Genomic DNA, 17609 nt, shown 5'->3' with positions numbered 1-17609 from the left:
AACGAAAGTGTGAATATAAATGGTCTACAGCTCTATGGTATGGACGACTATTGGGGAACAAACTTTGACCCTGTAAAAACTATGCAGAACTACAACCGCAACCAAGCGAGCCTTGTCCTCTGCCACAACCCTGATGTTGCTGATCTGGATGTATGGAATGGCTATGAAGGGTGGATTTTATCAGGCCATACACATGCCGGGCAGGTGCGGATCCCATTTTGGGGTTCACCGATTATCCCCGTATCGAACAAAAACTACGATCAGGGTATTAAAAACTTTCTGGAAACCGAACCCTCTACATCAACAGGGGCCTCGGTCATAGTATCCCCGTCCGCTTTAATGCACGACCTGAAATAACCATTTTCACCTTAACAAAGGACTAAGATCGGAGATACGGTCATGTTTAATGCTTCAATAAACACCCTATGGAATTAAATGAGGTATGGATAAAAAGCAACCGCTATTGTTTGTCGATAGTCTTCCAGCGCATCCGATTCAAATCGACCGCCCAATACCGCAAAACTCGAATACCAGAAATCTGATATAATAAAAATCTGACGTACAAAACCCTTCAGAATGGCTATTGGTATATCCTGTCTAAACATTCCCAATTTGGAGTAGTGCTCAAAGAGAGAAATAAACTGCTCCTCACGTCGTGCAACAAGAGTCCGATAAGCATCCCCAATAGCGGGTATCCAAGTACAGATCTCGACGAAATTGACAAAAATAAACTTATACTTATTGATCAACAGATAAGAGCCCTCCGTAAATTCCTGCAACAACTCCTGAAATGTGGTATCTTTCTGATCAAATAAAACCACCATTTCGTCATAGTCCCGCTGGAGCTGCTCAAAAATAGTAAAGATAATATCTTCTGTATGTTTGAAGTGATAATGGAGATTGCCAGCACTAATACCCATTTCCTGCGCAATCTGTCGTGTCGTAACAGTACGTATTCCCTCCCGATTATATACCCCTAACGCTGCCACTACAATTTTTTCTTTCGTATTCATGACACAAAATTAGAACAATTGTTCTAATTTTGTGTCATGAATGATAAATTAAGATAATATGAAAGACGAAAAGAAAGAAAGTTGGCTAAAAATCAATATATAGATCTAAAGCAGACGCTTATTCCGGCCCATCCAAATGATGGTCCCTGGAAAAAAATTCGGCAAACAGACAGCTTTTTTATGTTTTTAACGTTGATGGTATGCGGAGCAATAGCTATGTTGATCGCCATTTCCTTTGCGCATTAGTAAAGAATCTGTTTGACGGTATATTTATTTTTTATTGGTTATGCTGGTTCTTTATTCGATTTACACGGCTACAGCATTTTCCTATTCCATTTTTAAACAGCTGGCTTACGGACCTTGTCTTTGTCCCTATTATTGTTCATGTCGCATCTATTACAGGAAGCTTTCTATTCAATAAAGGAAAACCGCATGGATATCCATTATACCAAATCTGGTTGATATCGGCTATTGTTTCACTACTATTTGAGTACGTCATGCCTAACTACACAGACTACAATACGGGGATCCCTATGACGTCATTGCCTATTTTATGGGAGGACTATTTTACTTTTTATTCCATCAGCCCCGTTATATCAGAAAAAATTCCGATGGAACCAATCATTTGGTTTGCAGCCAAAATTAAAGCACAGCTGATAAGAACACGTTCTGGAACAATATAGAATAAACGCTCAGAAAAGCTCACGCCCAAAGTCCCCTAGAAGATCCTGTTGGTAAACAAACCTTCAAATGGCAAAAAGTATAAACTATAATTGGAAAATAGTGTTGATATTGTAATTAATTAGCAGATTTAGGCCACATGACAAGGATCAAAAGCAAAAGAACATGTAGTAATGGGCACAGCTTCTATAAGAGTACAGACTGCCCAACATGTCCAATATGTGAAAAGGAAAAGAAACCCGAAGATGGTTTTCTAGCCCTTTGGGTAGCCCCGCTAGAAATGCGCTGTTAAACCATGGTATAGATCAACTTGAAAAACTAACGCAGTATTCAGTGAAGGATCTACTGAAGCTCCATGGTCTTGGAAAGGCCTCCTTGCCCCTGTTAAGTCAGGCTTTAATGGAAAAGGGATTAAAATTTAAGGAATAGGCTGCTCCAAAGGCTATTCTGTCAGTTGATAGCAAAAAAAATAAGCCCTCGACTGGCTTCCATATAGTTTCTCGCTACTTAGAAGTACTTGAGGGCTTTATTATTCAACGCTTTTAACTCAAGCGGAATCTTCGTTTACTGGTACTCGATCAAAACTTCAGTTACCTGAGCACCTTGTTTTGCACTTTTGAATTTAAACTTAACTTTCTGATTCAGGTTCAATTTCTGTCCAACAAGACGATCATTGAAATAAATAGATTGTTGGGTCTCATTATCTCTGATAAATCCATAGTTGGAGTCGGTATTGTAATGGACAACTTTTCCGAAAGAATAGTCATCTTGGTGGTTCGAAGACATACTTGGACTCTCCCCTTCTTTCAATTTGATCGCAGGTCTGTCTGAGATATTCCCATGTTCATCAACATAAGCAAACAGTTCTTCCAAAGATTTTCCTTTGTCATTGTTTGTTTTGTTGAATTCTTTTTCTCAATTTTTTGTTGTTTTTTGAGTAATTTCTTTTTTCTCGTTCTTTTTTGTTAAATGTAATTTGGCTTTTGCTCATTCAATATGGATTAAAATAAAATGTTCCCGAGGAGATGTCGGACCTTTAGAGCTTCGTTGAAAAGATAAAAATGCGAGGTGTTCTAAGGAGATAATTGCAAAGGTACGAAAAAAATAGGAAAAATCAACGACATCCTATAATACATCTGACAGCCACACAGCCTCAATCCGGAGACGCTCCGACTATCACCATAACAGACATATAGCCAACATAGCAACACAAAATTTGAGCGTTTTCATAAAACAAAAATATCTTTTGGACGTTATTTTGAAAAAAACATTATGGAAGTAAAAAATATCGAAAGAGACGACAGAGGTAATTTCATTGCTGAAGTGGAAAATAATGAGGCCGGAATTTTGGAATATACGTGGCAGAGTGAGTACGAGTTTTCCATAGACCATACCGAGGTCTATGACGAATATAAAGGAATGAGTGTCGGTAAAAAACTCGTTCTTGAAGCCGTAGATTATGCCCGGAAAAACGATGCTAAGATTGTCCCGAATTGTCCTTATGCAAAATCAATTTTTGACAAAACAATTGCCTTTCAGGATGTACTGGCATAAAAAAGCCATTTTATCATTGGGACAAAATGGCTTTTATTTTTAATAACTGTATAGACTAAGCTACAATATTGATTATTTTCCCTTTTACAAAAATAATCTTCTTAATTGGCTTACCGTCCAGATGTCTTTGTACATCGGCATGTGCCTTGATCGTTTCTTCAACAGTTTGTTGATCTAAATCCAATGCAAGTGATAGATTAAACTTCATTTTACCATTGAAAGAAACCGGATAAGCAAATTCAGACTCGACCAGATATTCCGGCTTGAACGTAGGATAAGTTGCCTGAGAAAGTGTACCTGCCTCATGCCCCAATAGGTTCCACAATTCCTCCGTAATATGTGGTGCATAAGATTGAAGAACAATAACAAGTTGCTCCAATATCTCGCGCTTATTGCATTTCAAATCGGTCAATTCATTCACACAGATCATAAAGGCGGAAACAGACGTGTTGAACGAAAAACGCTCGATATCATCTTCCACTTTCTTAATAATCTTATGTAAAGCTTTGAACTCAGCTTTGGAAGGCTCTTCATCTGATACATTAAAATTACCTTCGGCATCGTGAAACAGGCGCCATACTTTCTTTAAAAACTTGTAAACACCTTCGATACCATTGGTATTCCATGGTTTGGCCTGCTCCAACGGACCCAAAAACATTTCGTAAAGACGCAAGGTATCAGCGCCATAAGTCTCAATAATATCATCTGGATTAACGACATTGAATTTCGACTTGGACATTTTCTCCACCTCGCTACCACAAATGTATTTACCGTTTTCCAAAACAAATTCAGCATTCGCAAAATCAGGTCTGAAATTTTTGAATTTTTCAAGATCCAAAACATCATTCGATACGATATTAACATCGACATGCAAAGGAATTGTATTGTAATCGTTTCTCAAGCCATAGGACACAAATTGATTGGTTCCTCTGCCCTCTTCATCGAGTACACGGTAGACAAAATTTGAGCGCCCTTGAATCATACCTTGGTTGATCAATTTCCGGAATGGTTCTTCCTCATTATGATAGCCAAGATCTTTTAAAAACTTATTCCAAAAACGTGAATATAACAAGTGACCTGTAGCATGTTCTGAACCGCCAATGTATAAATCAACAGCTTTCCAATAGTCAACAGCTTCTTTTGAAGCAAAGTTACCCTCATTTTTTGGATCCATGTATCTGAACCAATACCATGAAGAACCTGCCCAACCTGGCATTGTACTCAACTCATATTCATACTGATCTTCATATTTCCAGTCTTTAGCACGTCCCAAAGGAGGTTCACCAGACTCTGTTGGCAAGTATTTATCAACCTCAGGTAATAATAAAGGTAGTTCTTCTTCTTTAATAAGGTATGGTAGACCATTTTTAAAGTAGACTGGAACAGGTTCACCCCAATAACGTTGACGACCAAAAATCGCATCGCGCATGCGGAAATTGATCTTCGCTTTACCTAATTTCAATTCTTCCAGCTTCGCAATCAGCGCAGGCACAGCCTCCTGATAAGTCATACCGTTGATAAAATCAGAATTGATGTATTTTCCATCCTTATTCGGATCAGCCTCTTCTTCAATCTGCTGTGTATCCGAAATCGGAATAATTTCTAAATTAAAATGCTTGGCAAAAACATAATCACGTTGATCGCCACTAGGTACAGCCATAACCGCCCCTGTGCCATATCCCGCCAAAACATAATCTGCAATCCAGATCTGCACATCACGGCCTGAAATAGGGTGTTTAGCAAATGAACCTGTAAAGGCTCCCGATACTGTTTTGGTATCGGCCATACGATCTAGTTCAGATTTTTTTGAGGTCTTCTCAATATAAGCTTCAACTTCAGCTTTTTGTTCGGCTGTCGTCAACGCTGCAACCAATTCATGTTCAGGTGCCAAAACGACAAATGAAACACCGAAAATAGTATCCACACGTGTTGTAAAGACTTCAATTGCGGTGTCCAACTGTGGAACTGGGAATTTGACCGAAGCTCCAACGGATTTTCCGATCCAGTTACGCTGCATTTCTACCAAGGGCTCTGGCCAATCAATGGTATCAAACCTTTTAACAGACGATCGGCATAAGCAGTGATACGCATTGACCATTGCATCATCTTCTTTTGCTCTACAGGATACCCGCCGCGCTCGGACACGCCGTTAATCACCTCATCATTAGCCAATACGGTCCCTAAAGCAGCACACCAATTGACTGTGCTCTCACGCAGATAAGCAATGCGATATTTTAACAACTCACGTTGTTGTTTTTCCTCATCAAAGATTTCCATTCTTCCGAAGTGAATTCTAATACATCTTCGTCAGAAACAGCTTGAACAGCAGCAGAACCATTTGTGGAAAATTTCGTAATCAATGTATCAATAGATTCTGCTTTATTCGTCTCCTTATTATACCAAGAATCGAATGATTTCATAAAAATCCACTGCGTCCATTTATAGTATTCAGGTTCAGAAGTACGAACTTCTCTACTCAATCATAAGAGAAACCGATGTTGTCCATCTGCTCGCGGTAACGATTGATATTTGCCTCGGTTGTAACAGCAGGGTGTTGACCCGTTTGAATCGCATATTGCTCTGCAGGAAGTCCAAAGGAATCATAACCCATTGGATGCAGTACATTGAAGCCTTTTAGTCGTTTGTATCTTGAAAAGATATCCGAAGCAATGTATCCGAGTGGATGACCAACATGTAGTCCCGCCCCAGATGGATAAGGAAACATATCCAACACATAGTATTTTGGCTTCTGATGCGCATCTGATGTTTTATATGTTTGATGATCCGCCCAAAACTTCTGCCACTTTTTCTCTAATGATTTGTGATTATACTCCATTTTTGTTCGTAAGGAATTTTTATGACTTGCGAAATTACGATTTTAATACTGAAATGTGATAAAAGTTTTGTAGTTTGAACAATAAATTCTAGTATTGAAAAGTTATTTAAACATAGGTAGAAAACTAAATTCGAATTGATTTTTATCAAAGTAATTACAAGATAAATTCGAAATCTTCCGCTCAATTAGTTACTTTCGCAAATAAATTTTTGCTTATTATGTCAGAATACGAATTAAGCACACAAAAAAAAAACAAAGTCTGTATATGTATCCACAGTTATCAGTATAGCACTGGTACTATTGGTAACAGGTATGTTAGGCTTATTATTGGTGCACGCTAAAAATCTTTCAAAGTACGTTAAAGAAAACATTGTCCTGAATGTCATTGTAAATGATGGCACCAGTGAAGGCGATGTACTTTCTTTGCAAAAAGATCTTGAAAAAGACCCTTATGTACTCCGCTCAGTGTATATCAGCAAAGAAATTGCTGCCAAAAACCTGAAAGAAGATCTTGGTGAAGATTTTGTACAGTACCTTGGGCATAACCCCTTATTGCCATCGTTGGATGTCTATATGAAGGAGAATTATGCCAATACGGATAGCATCAAGACTTTCATCGAAAAAATCTCTAAAAACAATAAAATAAAAGAGGTTGTCTATCAGGAATCATTGATTGATATGGTCAATAAAAACGTACGTATCATCGGTATGATTGTTTTGGCCTTTGCTGTTATTTTATTGATCATCGCTGTAGCTTTAATTAACAATACCATACGTTTGGCTATTTACTCGCAACGTTTCTTAATTAAAAGCATGCAATTAATTGGTGCAACCAAAAACTTTATTCGTAAACCTTTTATCACTTATGGTATTATCCATGGTTTATTGGGTTCGTTGATTGCGATTCTACTATTGATATTGACGCTCAAACTAGCCCAACAACAAATACCTGAATTGGTCTTTTTACGCAACTGGTTTGAGTTTGCAATCATCTTCTTAGGTGTTATCTGCATCGGGATTTTAATCTCAGGGCTTAGTACCTACTTCGCTGTAACTAAATATTTAAAAGCTCAATCTAACGATTTATATAGATAAAAATGGCTCAAATAAAGAAATCTACTGAATCTGTAAATAAAGGTTCCTTCGTATTTTCAAAAGTAAATTATCAGCTTTTTATAGCTAGCTTGGTTCTTGTCGTCATTGGCTTTGCGCTCATGTCCGGTGAAACTGATATCTATAGTTTTACCAAAATCACTTTAGCGCCAATTGTAGTCGTTCTCGGCTTTGCATTGGGATTTGTAGCGATCTTATATCGCCCCAAAACAACTAAAACTGAAGAATAATCTTATAAAAAACAGATGTCTATTAACCATACGTTTGGCTATTTACTCGCAACGTTTCTTAATTAAAAGCATGCAATTAATTGGTGCAACCAAAAACTTTATTCGTAAACCTTTTATCACTTATGGTATTATCCATGGTTTATTGGGTTCGTTGATTGCGATTCTACTATTGATATTGACGCTCAAACTAGCCCAACAACAAATACCTGAATTGGTCTTTTTACGCAACTGGTTTGAGTTTGCAATCATCTTCTTAGGTGTTATCTGCATCGGGATTTTAATCTCAGGGCTTAGTACCTACTTCGCTGTAACTAAATATTTAAAAGCTCAATCTAACGATTTATATAGATAAAAATGGCTCAAATAAAGAAATCTACTGAATCTGTAAATAAAGGTTCCTTCGTATTTTCAAAAGTAAATTATCAGCTTTTTATAGCTAGCTTGGTTCTTGTCGTCATTGGCTTTGCGCTCATGTCCGGTGAAACTGATATCTATAGTTTTACCAAAATCACTTTAGCGCCAATTGTAGTCGTTCTCGGCTTTGCATTGGGATTTGTAGCGATCTTATATCGCCCCAAAACAACTAAAACTGAAGAATAATCTTATAAAAAACAGATGTCTATTATTGAAGCTATAATCCTTGCTATCATCGAAGGATTAACGGAGTTTTGCCTGTCTCCTCTACAGGCCACATGATTATAGCAACCGCACTGATGGGGATTCAGCCCTCAGCCTTTGTTAAATTATTTACAATTGTCATTCAATTGGGAACGATTTTATCCGTTCTCGTTTTATATTACAAGCGATTCTTTAAATCGCTTTCATTTTACTATAAGTTGGTGATCGCTGCTATTCCAGCATCGATACTTGGATTACTTTTCAACGATTTCATCGATTCACTTTTGGAAAGCCCGCTGATGGTTGCGATTATGCTGGTAATCGGTGGTGTTGTCCTGCTTTTTGTTGACAAATGGTTTAATAAACCTACCGTTGAAGATTCGGACAACGTCTCTTACAAGCAGGCCTTTATGATTGGTGTATACCAATGTCTGGCTTTGATACCTGGCACATCCCGCTCCGCAAGTACCATCATCGGTGGTATGGCCGAAAAATTAACACGTAAAGCCGCTGCAGAATTTTCATTTTTTCTGGCATTACCGATGATGTTTGGCGCTTCAGCTGTTAAACTCTTGAAATTCTTCAAAGAAGGAAATACATTTACAGGCGAGGAGCTCAACCTTCTTATTGTAGGTAACCTCATTGGTTTTGTTGTCGCAATTGTTGCAATTAAATCCTTTATTGGATTTTTAACCAAATATGGCTTCAAGGCCTTCGGATGGTATAGAATAGTTGTTGGAGTTGTAATTCTCGCATTACTTCTTTCGGGGCATAGTTTACAAATTATCTAAAATTTTTTCATGGAGAATATAGAGGTTGGTGAAAACTCAGCAAGGTTTAATTTTGCTGAAGGCGAAATGTTGTTGATTGATAAACCTTTAACATGGACAAGTTTCGACGTTGTTGGGAAAGTCAGAAACTCACTGAAACCATTAAAATTAAAAGTTGGCCATGCTGGTACATTGGACCCCTTAGCAACGGGCTTGCTAATTGTCTGTACAGGTAAGTTGACAAAAAGATCGACAGCTACCAGGCCGAAGACAAAGAATATACAGGGACAATTACATTGGGTGGAACCACCCCTCCTATGACCTGGAAACTGAAATTGATGAGCTATTCCCTATCGATCATATTACTGAGCAAATGATCTTTGATGCAGCTAAGACCTTTGAAGGTGACATACAACAGTTTCCTCCAGCACATTCTGCCATAAAGATCAATGGTGAACGTGTCTATGCAAAAGCTCGTCGCGGTGAAGAGGTTGAAATAAAATCTCGTCAGGTACGGATCAATAGCTTTGAAATTGAAAAATCGAACTCCCGAATGTACATTTTCGCATTTCTTGTTCAAAAGGCACATACATCAGATCATTAGCATACGACTTTGGAAAAGTATTGCATAGTGGATCCCACCTAAGTTCTTTAAGACGCACCAAAAGTGGTAATTATACGATTGAAAACGCCTGGAATCTTGAACAGCTTATCGCCGAAATAAAACGTCATAAGGAAATCATTAAATAAAGCCGTCGCTGCACTTTATTGATTCTTTATCTTATTTTTGCAAAAATCCAATAAATGAAAATCTACAGAAGTTTAGAAGATTTCTCCCCGTTGAAAATGCAGTAGTTACCATTGGTACTTTTGATGGTGTTCATATTGGCCATCAAAAATATTGGTCCACTTAAAAGAGGCTGCTCAAAAAATTAACGGCGAAACCATATTACTTACTTTTTTTCCGCATCCCCGGTTAATTATTAACCCAGATGATGATAGCTTACGTTTAATAAATGATATTGAGGAAAAGGTAAGCCAACTAAGCAAGGTCGGTATTGACCATCTTATCATTATACCCTTCTCCCGGGATTTTTCCAATCAAACTCCTGAAGAATATATTAGCAATGTGCTTGTAGGTAAATTGGGCACCAAAAAAATCGTTATCGGATATGATCACCATTTCGGAAAAGATCGCAAGGGTACATTAGGCGACTTGGAACAGTTTGCGTCGATATTCGACTATAGTGTAGACGAGATCCCAGAACAAGATATCAATGACATCGCAGTCTCTTCCACGCGTGTGCGTGAAGCACTGATTAAAGGTGATATCAAAACAGCCAATCTATATTTAGGTTATCCTTTTGAATTAACGGGAACAGTGATCCGAGGGGATCAAATCGGACGTACCATCGGATTTCCTACAGCCAATCTACAGGTACATGAACCGCATAAATTAATTCCTGCTTATGGTATATACGCAGTAGAGGTTTATATATACAACCACATCCAGAATATTACTACAGGTGAGTATAAAGAAGAGAATCCTATTTCTATCGCTAAAGGCATGGGCTATATTGGCACAAGACCTACGGTTGACGGAATGAATCGTGCGATTGAAATCAGTCTATTCGATTTTGATCAGGATATCTACGGCAAGACGCTCCGTGTTAAATTCCTGCACTTTATCCGTCATGATGAACGCTTTGACTCACTAGAGGAAATGAAAGCGCAAATCAAAGCAGATGAAGTAGAAATAAGGAGTCTTATTGGATAAAATATCTAAAGGCGATACAGTTAAAAAGAATAGGCGGGAATTCCCGCCTATTCTTTTATAACTAACGTATTCTTTCTGTCTTCATAGCTGTCAACTCCTCTCATTTACCCCCTTCTTCACTCCGCTCAGCACGGATGTTCTAGAAGTAAACGAAGTACCTACAAAACTAAAAGAGCTTCGATGCCAAGTCTATAACTATCCAGCCCAAAGCCACAGATTACCCCTTACAGTTTTTTGCCAAGAAGGAATGATGTCGAAATTCTTCCCGTTGATGAACATTGCTGATATGAACTTCAATAACCGGAGTCTGAACAGCAGCAATAGCATCTCCAATAGCAATAGATGTATGGGTATATGCTCCAGCGTTCATTACAATGCCATCATACGCGAAACCGACCTCATGAATTTTATCAATTAACTTGCCCTCAGAATTACTCTGAAAATATTCCAATTGGACTGTAGAAAAACGTGTCTTTAATTCCTCAAAATAACTCAAGAAATCTTGACTTCCATAGATTGACTTTTCCCTAACACCCAATAGATTTAAGTTTGGGCCATTTAATACAAGGATTTTTTTCATCGGTATTTAGTGATTGATTCAATATTATCTATTTGGGGTTATGCATTCAAACTACCCCAGTAGTATCGGTTACATTTTAAACGATATTAAAATGAATATATTAAACAAAAAACATCATGATTATACATTCCCTTATACGGCCTGAATAATCATGATGTTTTCATAAGCTGTAATGTGCTCAAATATATAAAAACTTCCTATAAATCATTATAGATTGCTCTAAAGCTTGAACGAAGTCCAAATGTAACCACGCCCGATTTATTCACGACAGGTGTTTCATACTGTGCTTTCGCATAGCGTTGCATATACCCCAATTCTAAACGAAGATTATATTTAGGATTAAGTACATACGCTGCTTTCGCATCCGCATAATAGATATTATTTTTTATTCCTTGCGCGATATGGTTTCCATACATATTTGGAATGGTGTTATAGGATTGAAAGATATTTCCACCCATATTCGTTCCGTCAGGCAGATCCAATCCATTCTGCGTATACATTCCCTGTAATGAAAAGTCCCATCTGTCCCATGCATAGTTTACGAGACCAACCAACTCTCTAAAGTTAGCACCTTTTGGATGTGCCAATGGTTCGGCATTGTTACTATAATTGGAATAGGATTTAAAGTGTGCATAGGTATAAGGTCTAGCCGTATTATACTCCGCAAGGAAGTTTAGGTTTTTGACACCAAACATGTCATAACCTCTTACACCTAACTGTGCGCCCCACTTGTTATGAGCATAACCATTACCCGCAAAAAATTCCTTGGCCGTAAATTCACCTAATAAAAACTGACCATAAACCGTCAAATTATAAGGCAATTTATATTTTGAGGTCAACCCTAGAAACATCTTATCGGGAGATGTGCGATTATTATTCTCGACAGGACGTATAAAGATAATCGGACTTATGTAACTAAAGTCAAAACCTCTTTTTCCAGCGTCATCCTGAGCGGCCCAGACCACGGACTGAAAAAAAGCCAACGGACAATTTATTGGTCACATTCCAATCCAAATATTGAAAAGCTCCCCATTTCTTCCCATCTCCTAAACGTGTGTTATTTTGCCCCTCCATAGGATATACCCCAGTTAGATCCTCTCTTGGATGTGTCGGATCATTCATGTAAGCCCAAATTGATGTATACTGTACATTGCCAATCGTACCGGTCAGCTTCAGATGCGCATAATTAGATGAAAAGTCAGAAAGCAGCATCGAGCGGTAACCATCACCAATAAAGTTTTTATCGTACGCTATAGTCGCTTGGATATACTTATGCGCATCGTAAGTCATACTTGCTGTCGCATACATCCAGTCCATTTTATTTTTAGACTGAAATTTGGTATTTCCCTGACCAGGAATTACTTTATTAGCGACAATATAATCGTCAAGATACTTTGGAAAAACAGCTTGGCTTTCAAATGCCGATGAATTAAAAGTGAATTTATTACCCACGTTCAATCCCACTTGAAATCCTCTACCATTCATCCATGTACGACGTTTATCACCCTGCATATCTTTTCCAATATACATATCCGGCAAAAAGTCCGCATAGAATGTATAATCATCTTTCTCGACTTGAACCAAATGTTCATTAAAGATCTTACGCATGAACCAATTCGATGAGGAAACTGGTTTATTGGATTGAATCGAGTCAAATTTGGCCAACAACAAAGAATCCTTGATGACGAATGGTTTAGCTGTTGTGTGCATTCTCGTCTCAGTAGAATAAACGACATCGTTCATTTTCTGATAGAAATGATACGAATAAGGCTGACTTTTAATTTGCCCAAAACCTGCAAACGAGACACCTACCCCGATGCCTGCCAGCACAATTCGAAGTAAATTATTTTTTTTTGATATATTAAGCCCCATAAAATTATTTCAAAGATTATTTCTTCTAGCAAAATGCATTCCTAACTGCAAATTAACCGAATAAAAATGACTTTATTAACATCTGTAGTCAATTTTATAATGCTAAATCGTATTTGCTGTTCTTTATATTCAAAAATATTTATATCTTGCATCTTAGTAAATAACCTTGTATAACAAAAAATCGGCCCTAATAAACATGAAACGCAGAACATTTATCCAAAACGCAACCTTATTGACAGCAGGTGCATTCGCAAGCAAATTTTCTTTTGCTCAGGAACATTCTTTTCCGACTGTACGCACTGCTAAAGAAAAACGGCTTTTTCAAGTAAAGTAATTGAAGATGCCATTACAGAGTTTCAAAAAATGTCAAAAACAAGGAACTGACCTGGTTATTTAACAACTGCTTTCCAAATACATTGGATACAACTGTATTTCCCTATGTTCAAAATGGCAGAAACTATACCTATGTTATTACAGGAGATATAGATGCAATGTGGTTACGTGACAGTAGCGCACAGGTATGGCCCTACCTTCCTTTTATGAAAAAAGATAAAAAATTGCAGGATCTCATTGTCGGATTAATACAAAAACAAAGTAAATGTATCAACATTGATCCTTATGCGAATGCTTTTTATAATGACCCAACAAAAAAGGGGAATGGTTCAGTGACCACACGAGTATGAAACCAGGAATCCATGAACGGAAATGGGAAATTGATTCACTATGTTATCCGATTCGACTTGCTTACCATTACTGGAAGGAAACAAATGACAGTACTCCATTTAACGACGAATGGCTAGAGGCTCAGCACAAGATCTATCAAACTTTTGTTGAACAGCAACGTAAGGATAGTTTAGGCCCCTATAAATTTGAGCGAACGACGTCAAGGGGTTCCGACACGCTGCAAGTAGATGGTTATGGCTATCCCATAAATCCGGTAGGTTTGATCTGCTCAAGCTTTAGACCTTCGGATGACTCGACTATTTTTTCTTTCCTAATTCCTTCTAACCTATTTGCGGTGGTCAGTTTGAGACAATCTGCAGAAATTCTCAAAAAGGTTAAAAACGAACCGACGCTTTCCGCAAAAATGGAATCGCTCGCGAATGAAGTTGAGGCTGCCGTAAATAAATATGGAATTATAGATCATCCAACCTTAGGGAGAATATATGCGTTTGAAGTAGATGGTTATTCAAGTCATCTCATGATGGACGACGCAAATATCCCTAGTTTATTGGCTCTGCCCTATTTAGGTGCAGTCAATCTCAATGACGAGGTCTATCAACGTACACGTAATTTTGTGCTGTCCGATAAAAACCCATTCTTCTTTAAAGGTACCGCAGCCGAAGGTATCGGGGACCGCATATTGGCCGCGATATGATTTGGCCAATGTCAATTATTATGCGTGCGCAAACTTCGACAAATGATGAAGAGATCCGCAATTGCATCAAAACTTTAGTGAGCACGCATGGTGGTACAGGATTTATGCATGAATCCTTCCATAAGAATGATCCGAAAAAATTCACAAGACATTGGTTTGCCTGGACTAATACATTATTTGGCGAATTAATTTGGAAAATATATAAAGAGAAACCATCTTTGCTTCAGTAAAACTGAATCTTATAACGCAATGTTATAGGTGGATGTAACTTATAGCATTGCGTTATGGATAATACACTGACTTCTGGTCCTATTGGCATTTTCGACTCCGGTTATGGCGGCCTTTCTGTATTTAAGGAAATTCAGCAGCTCCTTCCTCAATATGATTATATTTATTTAGGTGACAATGCACGTGTTCCTTATGGCACAAGGTCGTTTGAGACCGTATATAATTACACCAAGCAATGTGTATTTAAATTGTTTGATTTAGGCTGTAATCTCGTTATTTTAGCTTGTAACACGGCTTCGGCAAAAGCATTAAGAACGATTCAACAAAACGATCTTCCTCCAGGAAAAAAAGTGCTTGGAGTCATCAGACCAACAACTGAAATCATCCATAATTATACGAAAACAAACAAAATCGGTATCCTCGCAACGACAGGGACGGTAAAATCTGAATCGTATAAGATCGAGATACATAAATTTAATCCAGAAATTGAGGTTTTTCAACATGACTGCCCTTTTGGGTTCCTCTGGTTGAAAATAATGAGATCAATACAGAGGGAGCACATTATTTCGTCCAAAAAGATATCCATGAACTGTTGCAGAAGTCCGATCAAATAGATACCATTGTATTGGCCTGTACACATTACCCCTTATTATTACCTGTAATCGAAAAATACGTCCCAAAAAATGTCAATATTATCTCCCAAGGACCTATAGTTGCGAAAAGTCTACAGGAATACCTTCACCGTCATGCTGAAATAGAAACATACTGTTCAAAAAATAGTCAGTTGGCCTTCTACACCACAGACGACCCTAGAGATTTTGAAAGCAAAGCAAAAATATTCTTCGGAAAACATGTAGATGCTAGTCACATCAGTGTTTAAAATAAAAAGCTGCGAATTTTTAAAACTTTTATCGTTTACCTTTCGTTATTCTAGGTAAAGGAATGTACGATGAAAAAGAACTATGTAACCATTGCATATAATCAAGAGACACGGCATTATGAGTCAAAAGAGTTTTCAACTTTCCAGGAAAGTGCAGACTATTTTAAGACTTTCGAAACATCCGCTCAACCCAATTATATTCCGGTCTGTGTCTATAATTTAAGCACAAATGCACTACTAGAGGTAAGCGATTATTATGTCAATAAAGACAATGAATTACAACAGATACTGACGCATTGTCTGGGCACCCCTAATTTCCCCTCACCCCTTTTTTTTGGCTTATGACCGGATGTCGATAAATTTATTACATTATATCGCACAGCATTTCATTAATTTTTAATATCTTCAAACGAACAATCAGACCAAAATACAAGTCATTAATAATGAAAAACAAACTGACAATAAGCCTTTTAACGATATCGCTTGGCTTGACTGCCTGCAATTCCAATCATGCAAATTCAAACTCCGGTTCAGATAGCACAACTAATCCTACAGATACCACAAGCTATCCACCGGTAGAAACGCAAAAAGCAAATTCGGACTACAAACCTGCTTTTGCTGGGCAGACCAGAATTGCTGGTGCTAAAACAACTACAGCTTTCGAGGGCAAAGTTATAGCCGAGGGGCTAAAGTCTCCTTGGGGTATTGTAGCGCTGCCTGATGGCAGACTGCTAATCACAGAGAAAGAGGGCGATATGCGTATTGCAAGTGCTGATGGCAAATTAAGCGAACCAATCAAAGGTATACCTGCGGTCAATACAAGTGGCCAAGGTGGATTACTCGGATTGAGGCTCGATCCGAATTTTAGCTCCAACCGTATGGTCTACTGGGTATTTGCGGACAATACCCCGCAGGAACATTAACGGCAGTTGCTAAAGGTAAGCTCTCGGCGGATGAAAAATCATTTGAAGAGGCTAAGGTTATCTATCAAGCTACTCCTGCTCATAAAGGTAACCTCCATTACGGCGGACGTATCGTTTTTTTTGACAAAGAGGGAAATATTGTTTTTAGTACCGGAGAACGCTCCGATTTAGTGACAAGGCCTCTGGCTCAGGATTTGAATGCTGCTCTGGGCAAGATTTTGCGCATTACAAAAGACGGACAGCCTGCATCAGGCAATCCATTTATCGGAAAAGCAAATGCACGACCAGAGATCTACAGTTATGGACATCGTAATCCGCAGGGGCTTGCTTTCCATCCTGAAACTGGTGATTTATGGGAAACTGAATTTGGTCCACGCGGTGGAGATGAACTCAACAAAATCCAGGCAGGCATCAATTATGGTTGGCCAACGATAACCTACGGAATTGAATATAAAGGAGATAAAGTGGGCGCAGGAATACAACAGAAAGAAGGACTTGAGCAACCCGTTTATTATTGGGATCCTGTGCTCTCTCCAAGTGGGATCACGTTCTATACAGGACAGAACATTCCTGAATGGAAAAATAACCTCTTTATTTGCGGTTTAAGTAGCACGCATATTGCAAGAATAATTTTGAAAGATAATAAGGTTATTGGCGAAGAACGATTATTAGGCAGTGAAGGACAGCGATTCAGAGATATTACACAAGGACCGGATGGAGCCTTGTATGCCATTACTGATCTTGGCAGACTCTATAAAATAGATAAAAAGTAAAAATAAAAAACAGCGATGTCCGAAAAGCTCTAACATCGCTGTTTTTTTTACTCCATTCGTATCCCCACAACAGTTTTGCTTCTACCACCTACTATGCGGAGGGTTCTTTTTACTTTTGGAAAGTTCCTTCAATAATACGTTCAGGGAATTTAGCCATTAACGCTTGAGGTGAAACTCGCACTTATCCCCTATTTTCTCAATTTTATTACTTGCGGTACCAAATACTAAATTATAAAAAGGCCACGGCACAATCTAAAGTTTGGCTCGATTATTGATCAAATACAGTCGAAACAATAAAATATTATATGGTAAAAAAGAAAAAATGAAAAAATTATTAGAAATTAACCCCTTATCATTCTACGTGACCAACTGGGGATTTGTCA

19 protein-coding genes and 5 pseudogenes are annotated in these 17609 nt (G+C 38.1%); 18 read left to right on the top strand and 6 right to left on the bottom strand.

The genetic code is table 11. The annotated features are described in order from the left end of the window. Positions 1-9 precede the first annotated feature (9 nt). Complete coding sequence (locus tag KUH03_RS35905; RefSeq protein WP_257089352.1) at positions 10-357, top strand: hypothetical protein; 348 nt, start codon at positions 10-12, stop codon at positions 355-357. A 74-nt stretch (positions 358-431) separates the two neighbouring features. Here KUH03_RS35905 and KUH03_RS35900 read toward each other — a convergent pair whose 3' ends face one another. Further along, positions 432-1013 (bottom strand): TetR/AcrR family transcriptional regulator, encoded by a 582-nt coding sequence (locus tag KUH03_RS35900; RefSeq protein WP_120258343.1) that lies wholly within the window; start codon positions 1011-1013, stop codon positions 432-434. A 200-nt stretch (positions 1014-1213) separates the two neighbouring features. On the opposite strand from KUH03_RS35900, the gene KUH03_RS35895 reads away from it, so the two are divergent. After that, complete coding sequence (locus KUH03_RS35895; RefSeq protein ID WP_257089350.1) at positions 1214-1696, top strand: hypothetical protein; 483 nt, start codon at positions 1214-1216, stop codon at positions 1694-1696. A 259-nt stretch (positions 1697-1955) separates the two neighbouring features. Continuing rightward, entirely contained in the window at positions 1956-2123 is a 168-nt protein-coding gene (locus tag KUH03_RS35890; RefSeq protein WP_257089348.1) for a DNA-directed RNA polymerase subunit alpha C-terminal domain-containing protein, read from the top strand. Between the two features lie 135 nt (positions 2124-2258). Here KUH03_RS35890 and KUH03_RS35885 read toward each other — a convergent pair whose 3' ends face one another. Further along, positions 2259-2567, bottom strand: a complete 309-nt coding sequence (locus tag KUH03_RS35885) for a cold-shock protein (protein WP_257089346.1) — start codon at positions 2565-2567, stop codon at positions 2259-2261. A 399-nt stretch (positions 2568-2966) separates the two neighbouring features. Here KUH03_RS35885 and KUH03_RS35880 point away from each other — a divergent pair, with 399 nt between their 5' ends. Further along, entirely contained in the window at positions 2967-3248 is a 282-nt protein-coding gene (locus tag KUH03_RS35880) for a GNAT family N-acetyltransferase (RefSeq protein WP_120258347.1), read from the top strand. Positions 3249-3303: 55 nt separating this feature from the next. On the opposite strand, the pseudogene leuS reads toward KUH03_RS35880, so the two are convergent. After that, positions 3304-6084, bottom strand: a pseudogene (gene leuS / locus KUH03_RS35875) (leucine--tRNA ligase). A gap of 312 nt (positions 6085-6396) precedes the next feature. On the opposite strand from leuS, the gene KUH03_RS35870 reads away from it, so the two are divergent. From KUH03_RS35870 to ribF, 9 genes and pseudogenes are all read left to right on the top strand, one after another. Further along, entirely contained in the window at positions 6397-7179 is a 783-nt protein-coding gene (locus tag KUH03_RS35870) for an ABC transporter permease (protein ID WP_257089344.1), read from the top strand. A 2-nt stretch (positions 7180-7181) separates the two neighbouring features. After that, positions 7182-7427: a DUF3098 domain-containing protein gene (locus tag KUH03_RS35865; protein WP_120258350.1), complete on the top strand. Its 246-nt coding sequence runs from the start codon at positions 7182-7184 to the stop codon at positions 7425-7427. Next, on the top strand, positions 7396-7779 hold the full coding sequence (locus tag KUH03_RS35860) for a cell division protein FtsX (RefSeq protein ID WP_373564883.1): 384 nt from the start codon (positions 7396-7398) through the stop codon (positions 7777-7779). Before KUH03_RS35865 ends, KUH03_RS35860 begins: the two co-directional genes overlap by 32 nt. Positions 7780-7781: 2 nt before the next feature. Next, the gene (locus KUH03_RS35855) at positions 7782-8027 is read left to right on the top strand and encodes a DUF3098 domain-containing protein (protein WP_120258350.1); all 246 of its coding nucleotides are present in this window, start codon (positions 7782-7784) and stop codon (positions 8025-8027) included. A gap of 15 nt (positions 8028-8042) precedes the next feature. Then, positions 8043-8836: pseudogene (locus KUH03_RS35850) on the top strand (undecaprenyl-diphosphate phosphatase). 9 nt (positions 8837-8845) lie between these two features. After that, on the top strand, positions 8846-9136 hold the full coding sequence (locus KUH03_RS35845) for a hypothetical protein (RefSeq protein WP_257089342.1): 291 nt from the start codon (positions 8846-8848) through the stop codon (positions 9134-9136). Then, the gene (locus KUH03_RS35840; RefSeq protein WP_306429859.1) at positions 9093-9419 is read left to right on the top strand and encodes a hypothetical protein; all 327 of its coding nucleotides are present in this window, start codon (positions 9093-9095) and stop codon (positions 9417-9419) included. Before KUH03_RS35845 ends, KUH03_RS35840 begins: the two co-directional genes overlap by 44 nt. Positions 9420-9439: 20 nt before the next feature. Further along, the gene (locus tag KUH03_RS35835; protein ID WP_257089340.1) at positions 9440-9565 is read left to right on the top strand and encodes a hypothetical protein; all 126 of its coding nucleotides are present in this window, start codon (positions 9440-9442) and stop codon (positions 9563-9565) included. Between the two features lie 151 nt (positions 9566-9716). Then, complete coding sequence (gene ribF / locus KUH03_RS35830) at positions 9717-10592, top strand: riboflavin biosynthesis protein RibF (protein WP_306429267.1); 876 nt, start codon at positions 9717-9719, stop codon at positions 10590-10592. A 158-nt stretch (positions 10593-10750) separates the two neighbouring features. Here ribF and aroQ read toward each other — a convergent pair. The 3 genes and pseudogenes from aroQ to KUH03_RS35815 form a co-directional block, all read right to left on the bottom strand. Further along, positions 10751-11172: pseudogene (gene aroQ, locus KUH03_RS35825) on the bottom strand (type II 3-dehydroquinate dehydratase). A 197-nt stretch (positions 11173-11369) separates the two neighbouring features. Continuing rightward, positions 11370-12137, bottom strand: coding sequence for a hypothetical protein (locus KUH03_RS35820; protein WP_257089338.1), 768 nt, complete (start codon positions 12135-12137; stop codon positions 11370-11372). Continuing rightward, a complete protein-coding gene (locus KUH03_RS35815) occupies positions 12115-13002 on the bottom strand; it encodes a hypothetical protein (protein WP_257089336.1) in 888 nt (295 codons plus the stop codon). Before KUH03_RS35815 ends, KUH03_RS35820 begins: the two co-directional genes overlap by 23 nt. 238 nt (positions 13003-13240) lie before the next feature. On the opposite strand from KUH03_RS35815, the pseudogene KUH03_RS35800 reads away from it, so the two are divergent. The 5 genes and pseudogenes from KUH03_RS35800 to KUH03_RS35780 all read left to right on the top strand — a co-directional run bounded on the left by KUH03_RS35800 (position 13241) and on the right by KUH03_RS35780 (position 17226). After that, positions 13241-14652, top strand: a pseudogene (locus KUH03_RS35800) (glycoside hydrolase family 125 protein). A 54-nt stretch (positions 14653-14706) separates the two neighbouring features. Continuing rightward, positions 14707-15530 (top strand): annotated as a pseudogene (murI, locus tag KUH03_RS35795) (glutamate racemase). A gap of 69 nt (positions 15531-15599) precedes the next feature. Beyond that, entirely contained in the window at positions 15600-15875 is a 276-nt protein-coding gene (locus KUH03_RS35790; RefSeq protein WP_257089330.1) for a hypothetical protein, read from the top strand. A gap of 98 nt (positions 15876-15973) precedes the next feature. Beyond that, entirely contained in the window at positions 15974-16453 is a 480-nt protein-coding gene (locus KUH03_RS35785; RefSeq protein ID WP_257089328.1) for a PQQ-dependent sugar dehydrogenase, read from the top strand. Next, a complete protein-coding gene (locus KUH03_RS35780) occupies positions 16417-17226 on the top strand; it encodes a PQQ-dependent sugar dehydrogenase (RefSeq protein ID WP_306429858.1) in 810 nt (269 codons plus the stop codon). Before KUH03_RS35785 ends, KUH03_RS35780 begins: the two co-directional genes overlap by 37 nt. Positions 17227-17609 lie beyond the last annotated feature (383 nt).

It is taken from the genome of Sphingobacterium sp. E70, assembly GCF_019285695.1.
Lineage (GTDB): Bacteria > Bacteroidota > Bacteroidia > Sphingobacteriales > Sphingobacteriaceae > Sphingobacterium > Sphingobacterium detergens.
Note: the sequence above shows the minus strand (reverse complement) of the source record. Positions and strands in the feature narration are given on the sequence as shown.

Excerpts from the sequence above, each read along its gene's own strand:
- KUH03_RS35900 (WP_120258343.1), bottom strand. The coding sequence starts at position 1,013 with ATGAATACGAAAGAAAAAATTGTAGTGGCAGCGTTAGGGGTATATAAT.
- KUH03_RS35895 (WP_257089350.1), top strand. The coding sequence starts at position 1,214 with ATGCGGAGCAATAGCTATGTTGATCGCCATTTCCTTTGCGCATTAGTA.
- KUH03_RS35880 (WP_120258347.1), top strand. The coding sequence starts at position 2,967 with ATGGAAGTAAAAAATATCGAAAGAGACGACAGAGGTAATTTCATTGCT.
- KUH03_RS35870 (WP_257089344.1), top strand. The coding sequence starts at position 6,397 with ATGTTAGGCTTATTATTGGTGCACGCTAAAAATCTTTCAAAGTACGTT.
- KUH03_RS35865 (WP_120258350.1), top strand. The coding sequence starts at position 7,182 with ATGGCTCAAATAAAGAAATCTACTGAATCTGTAAATAAAGGTTCCTTC.
- KUH03_RS35855 (WP_120258350.1), top strand. The coding sequence starts at position 7,782 with ATGGCTCAAATAAAGAAATCTACTGAATCTGTAAATAAAGGTTCCTTC.
- KUH03_RS35845 (WP_257089342.1), top strand. The coding sequence starts at position 8,846 with ATGGAGAATATAGAGGTTGGTGAAAACTCAGCAAGGTTTAATTTTGCT.
- KUH03_RS35790 (WP_257089330.1), top strand. The coding sequence starts at position 15,600 with ATGAAAAAGAACTATGTAACCATTGCATATAATCAAGAGACACGGCAT.
- KUH03_RS35785 (WP_257089328.1), top strand. The coding sequence starts at position 15,974 with ATGAAAAACAAACTGACAATAAGCCTTTTAACGATATCGCTTGGCTTG.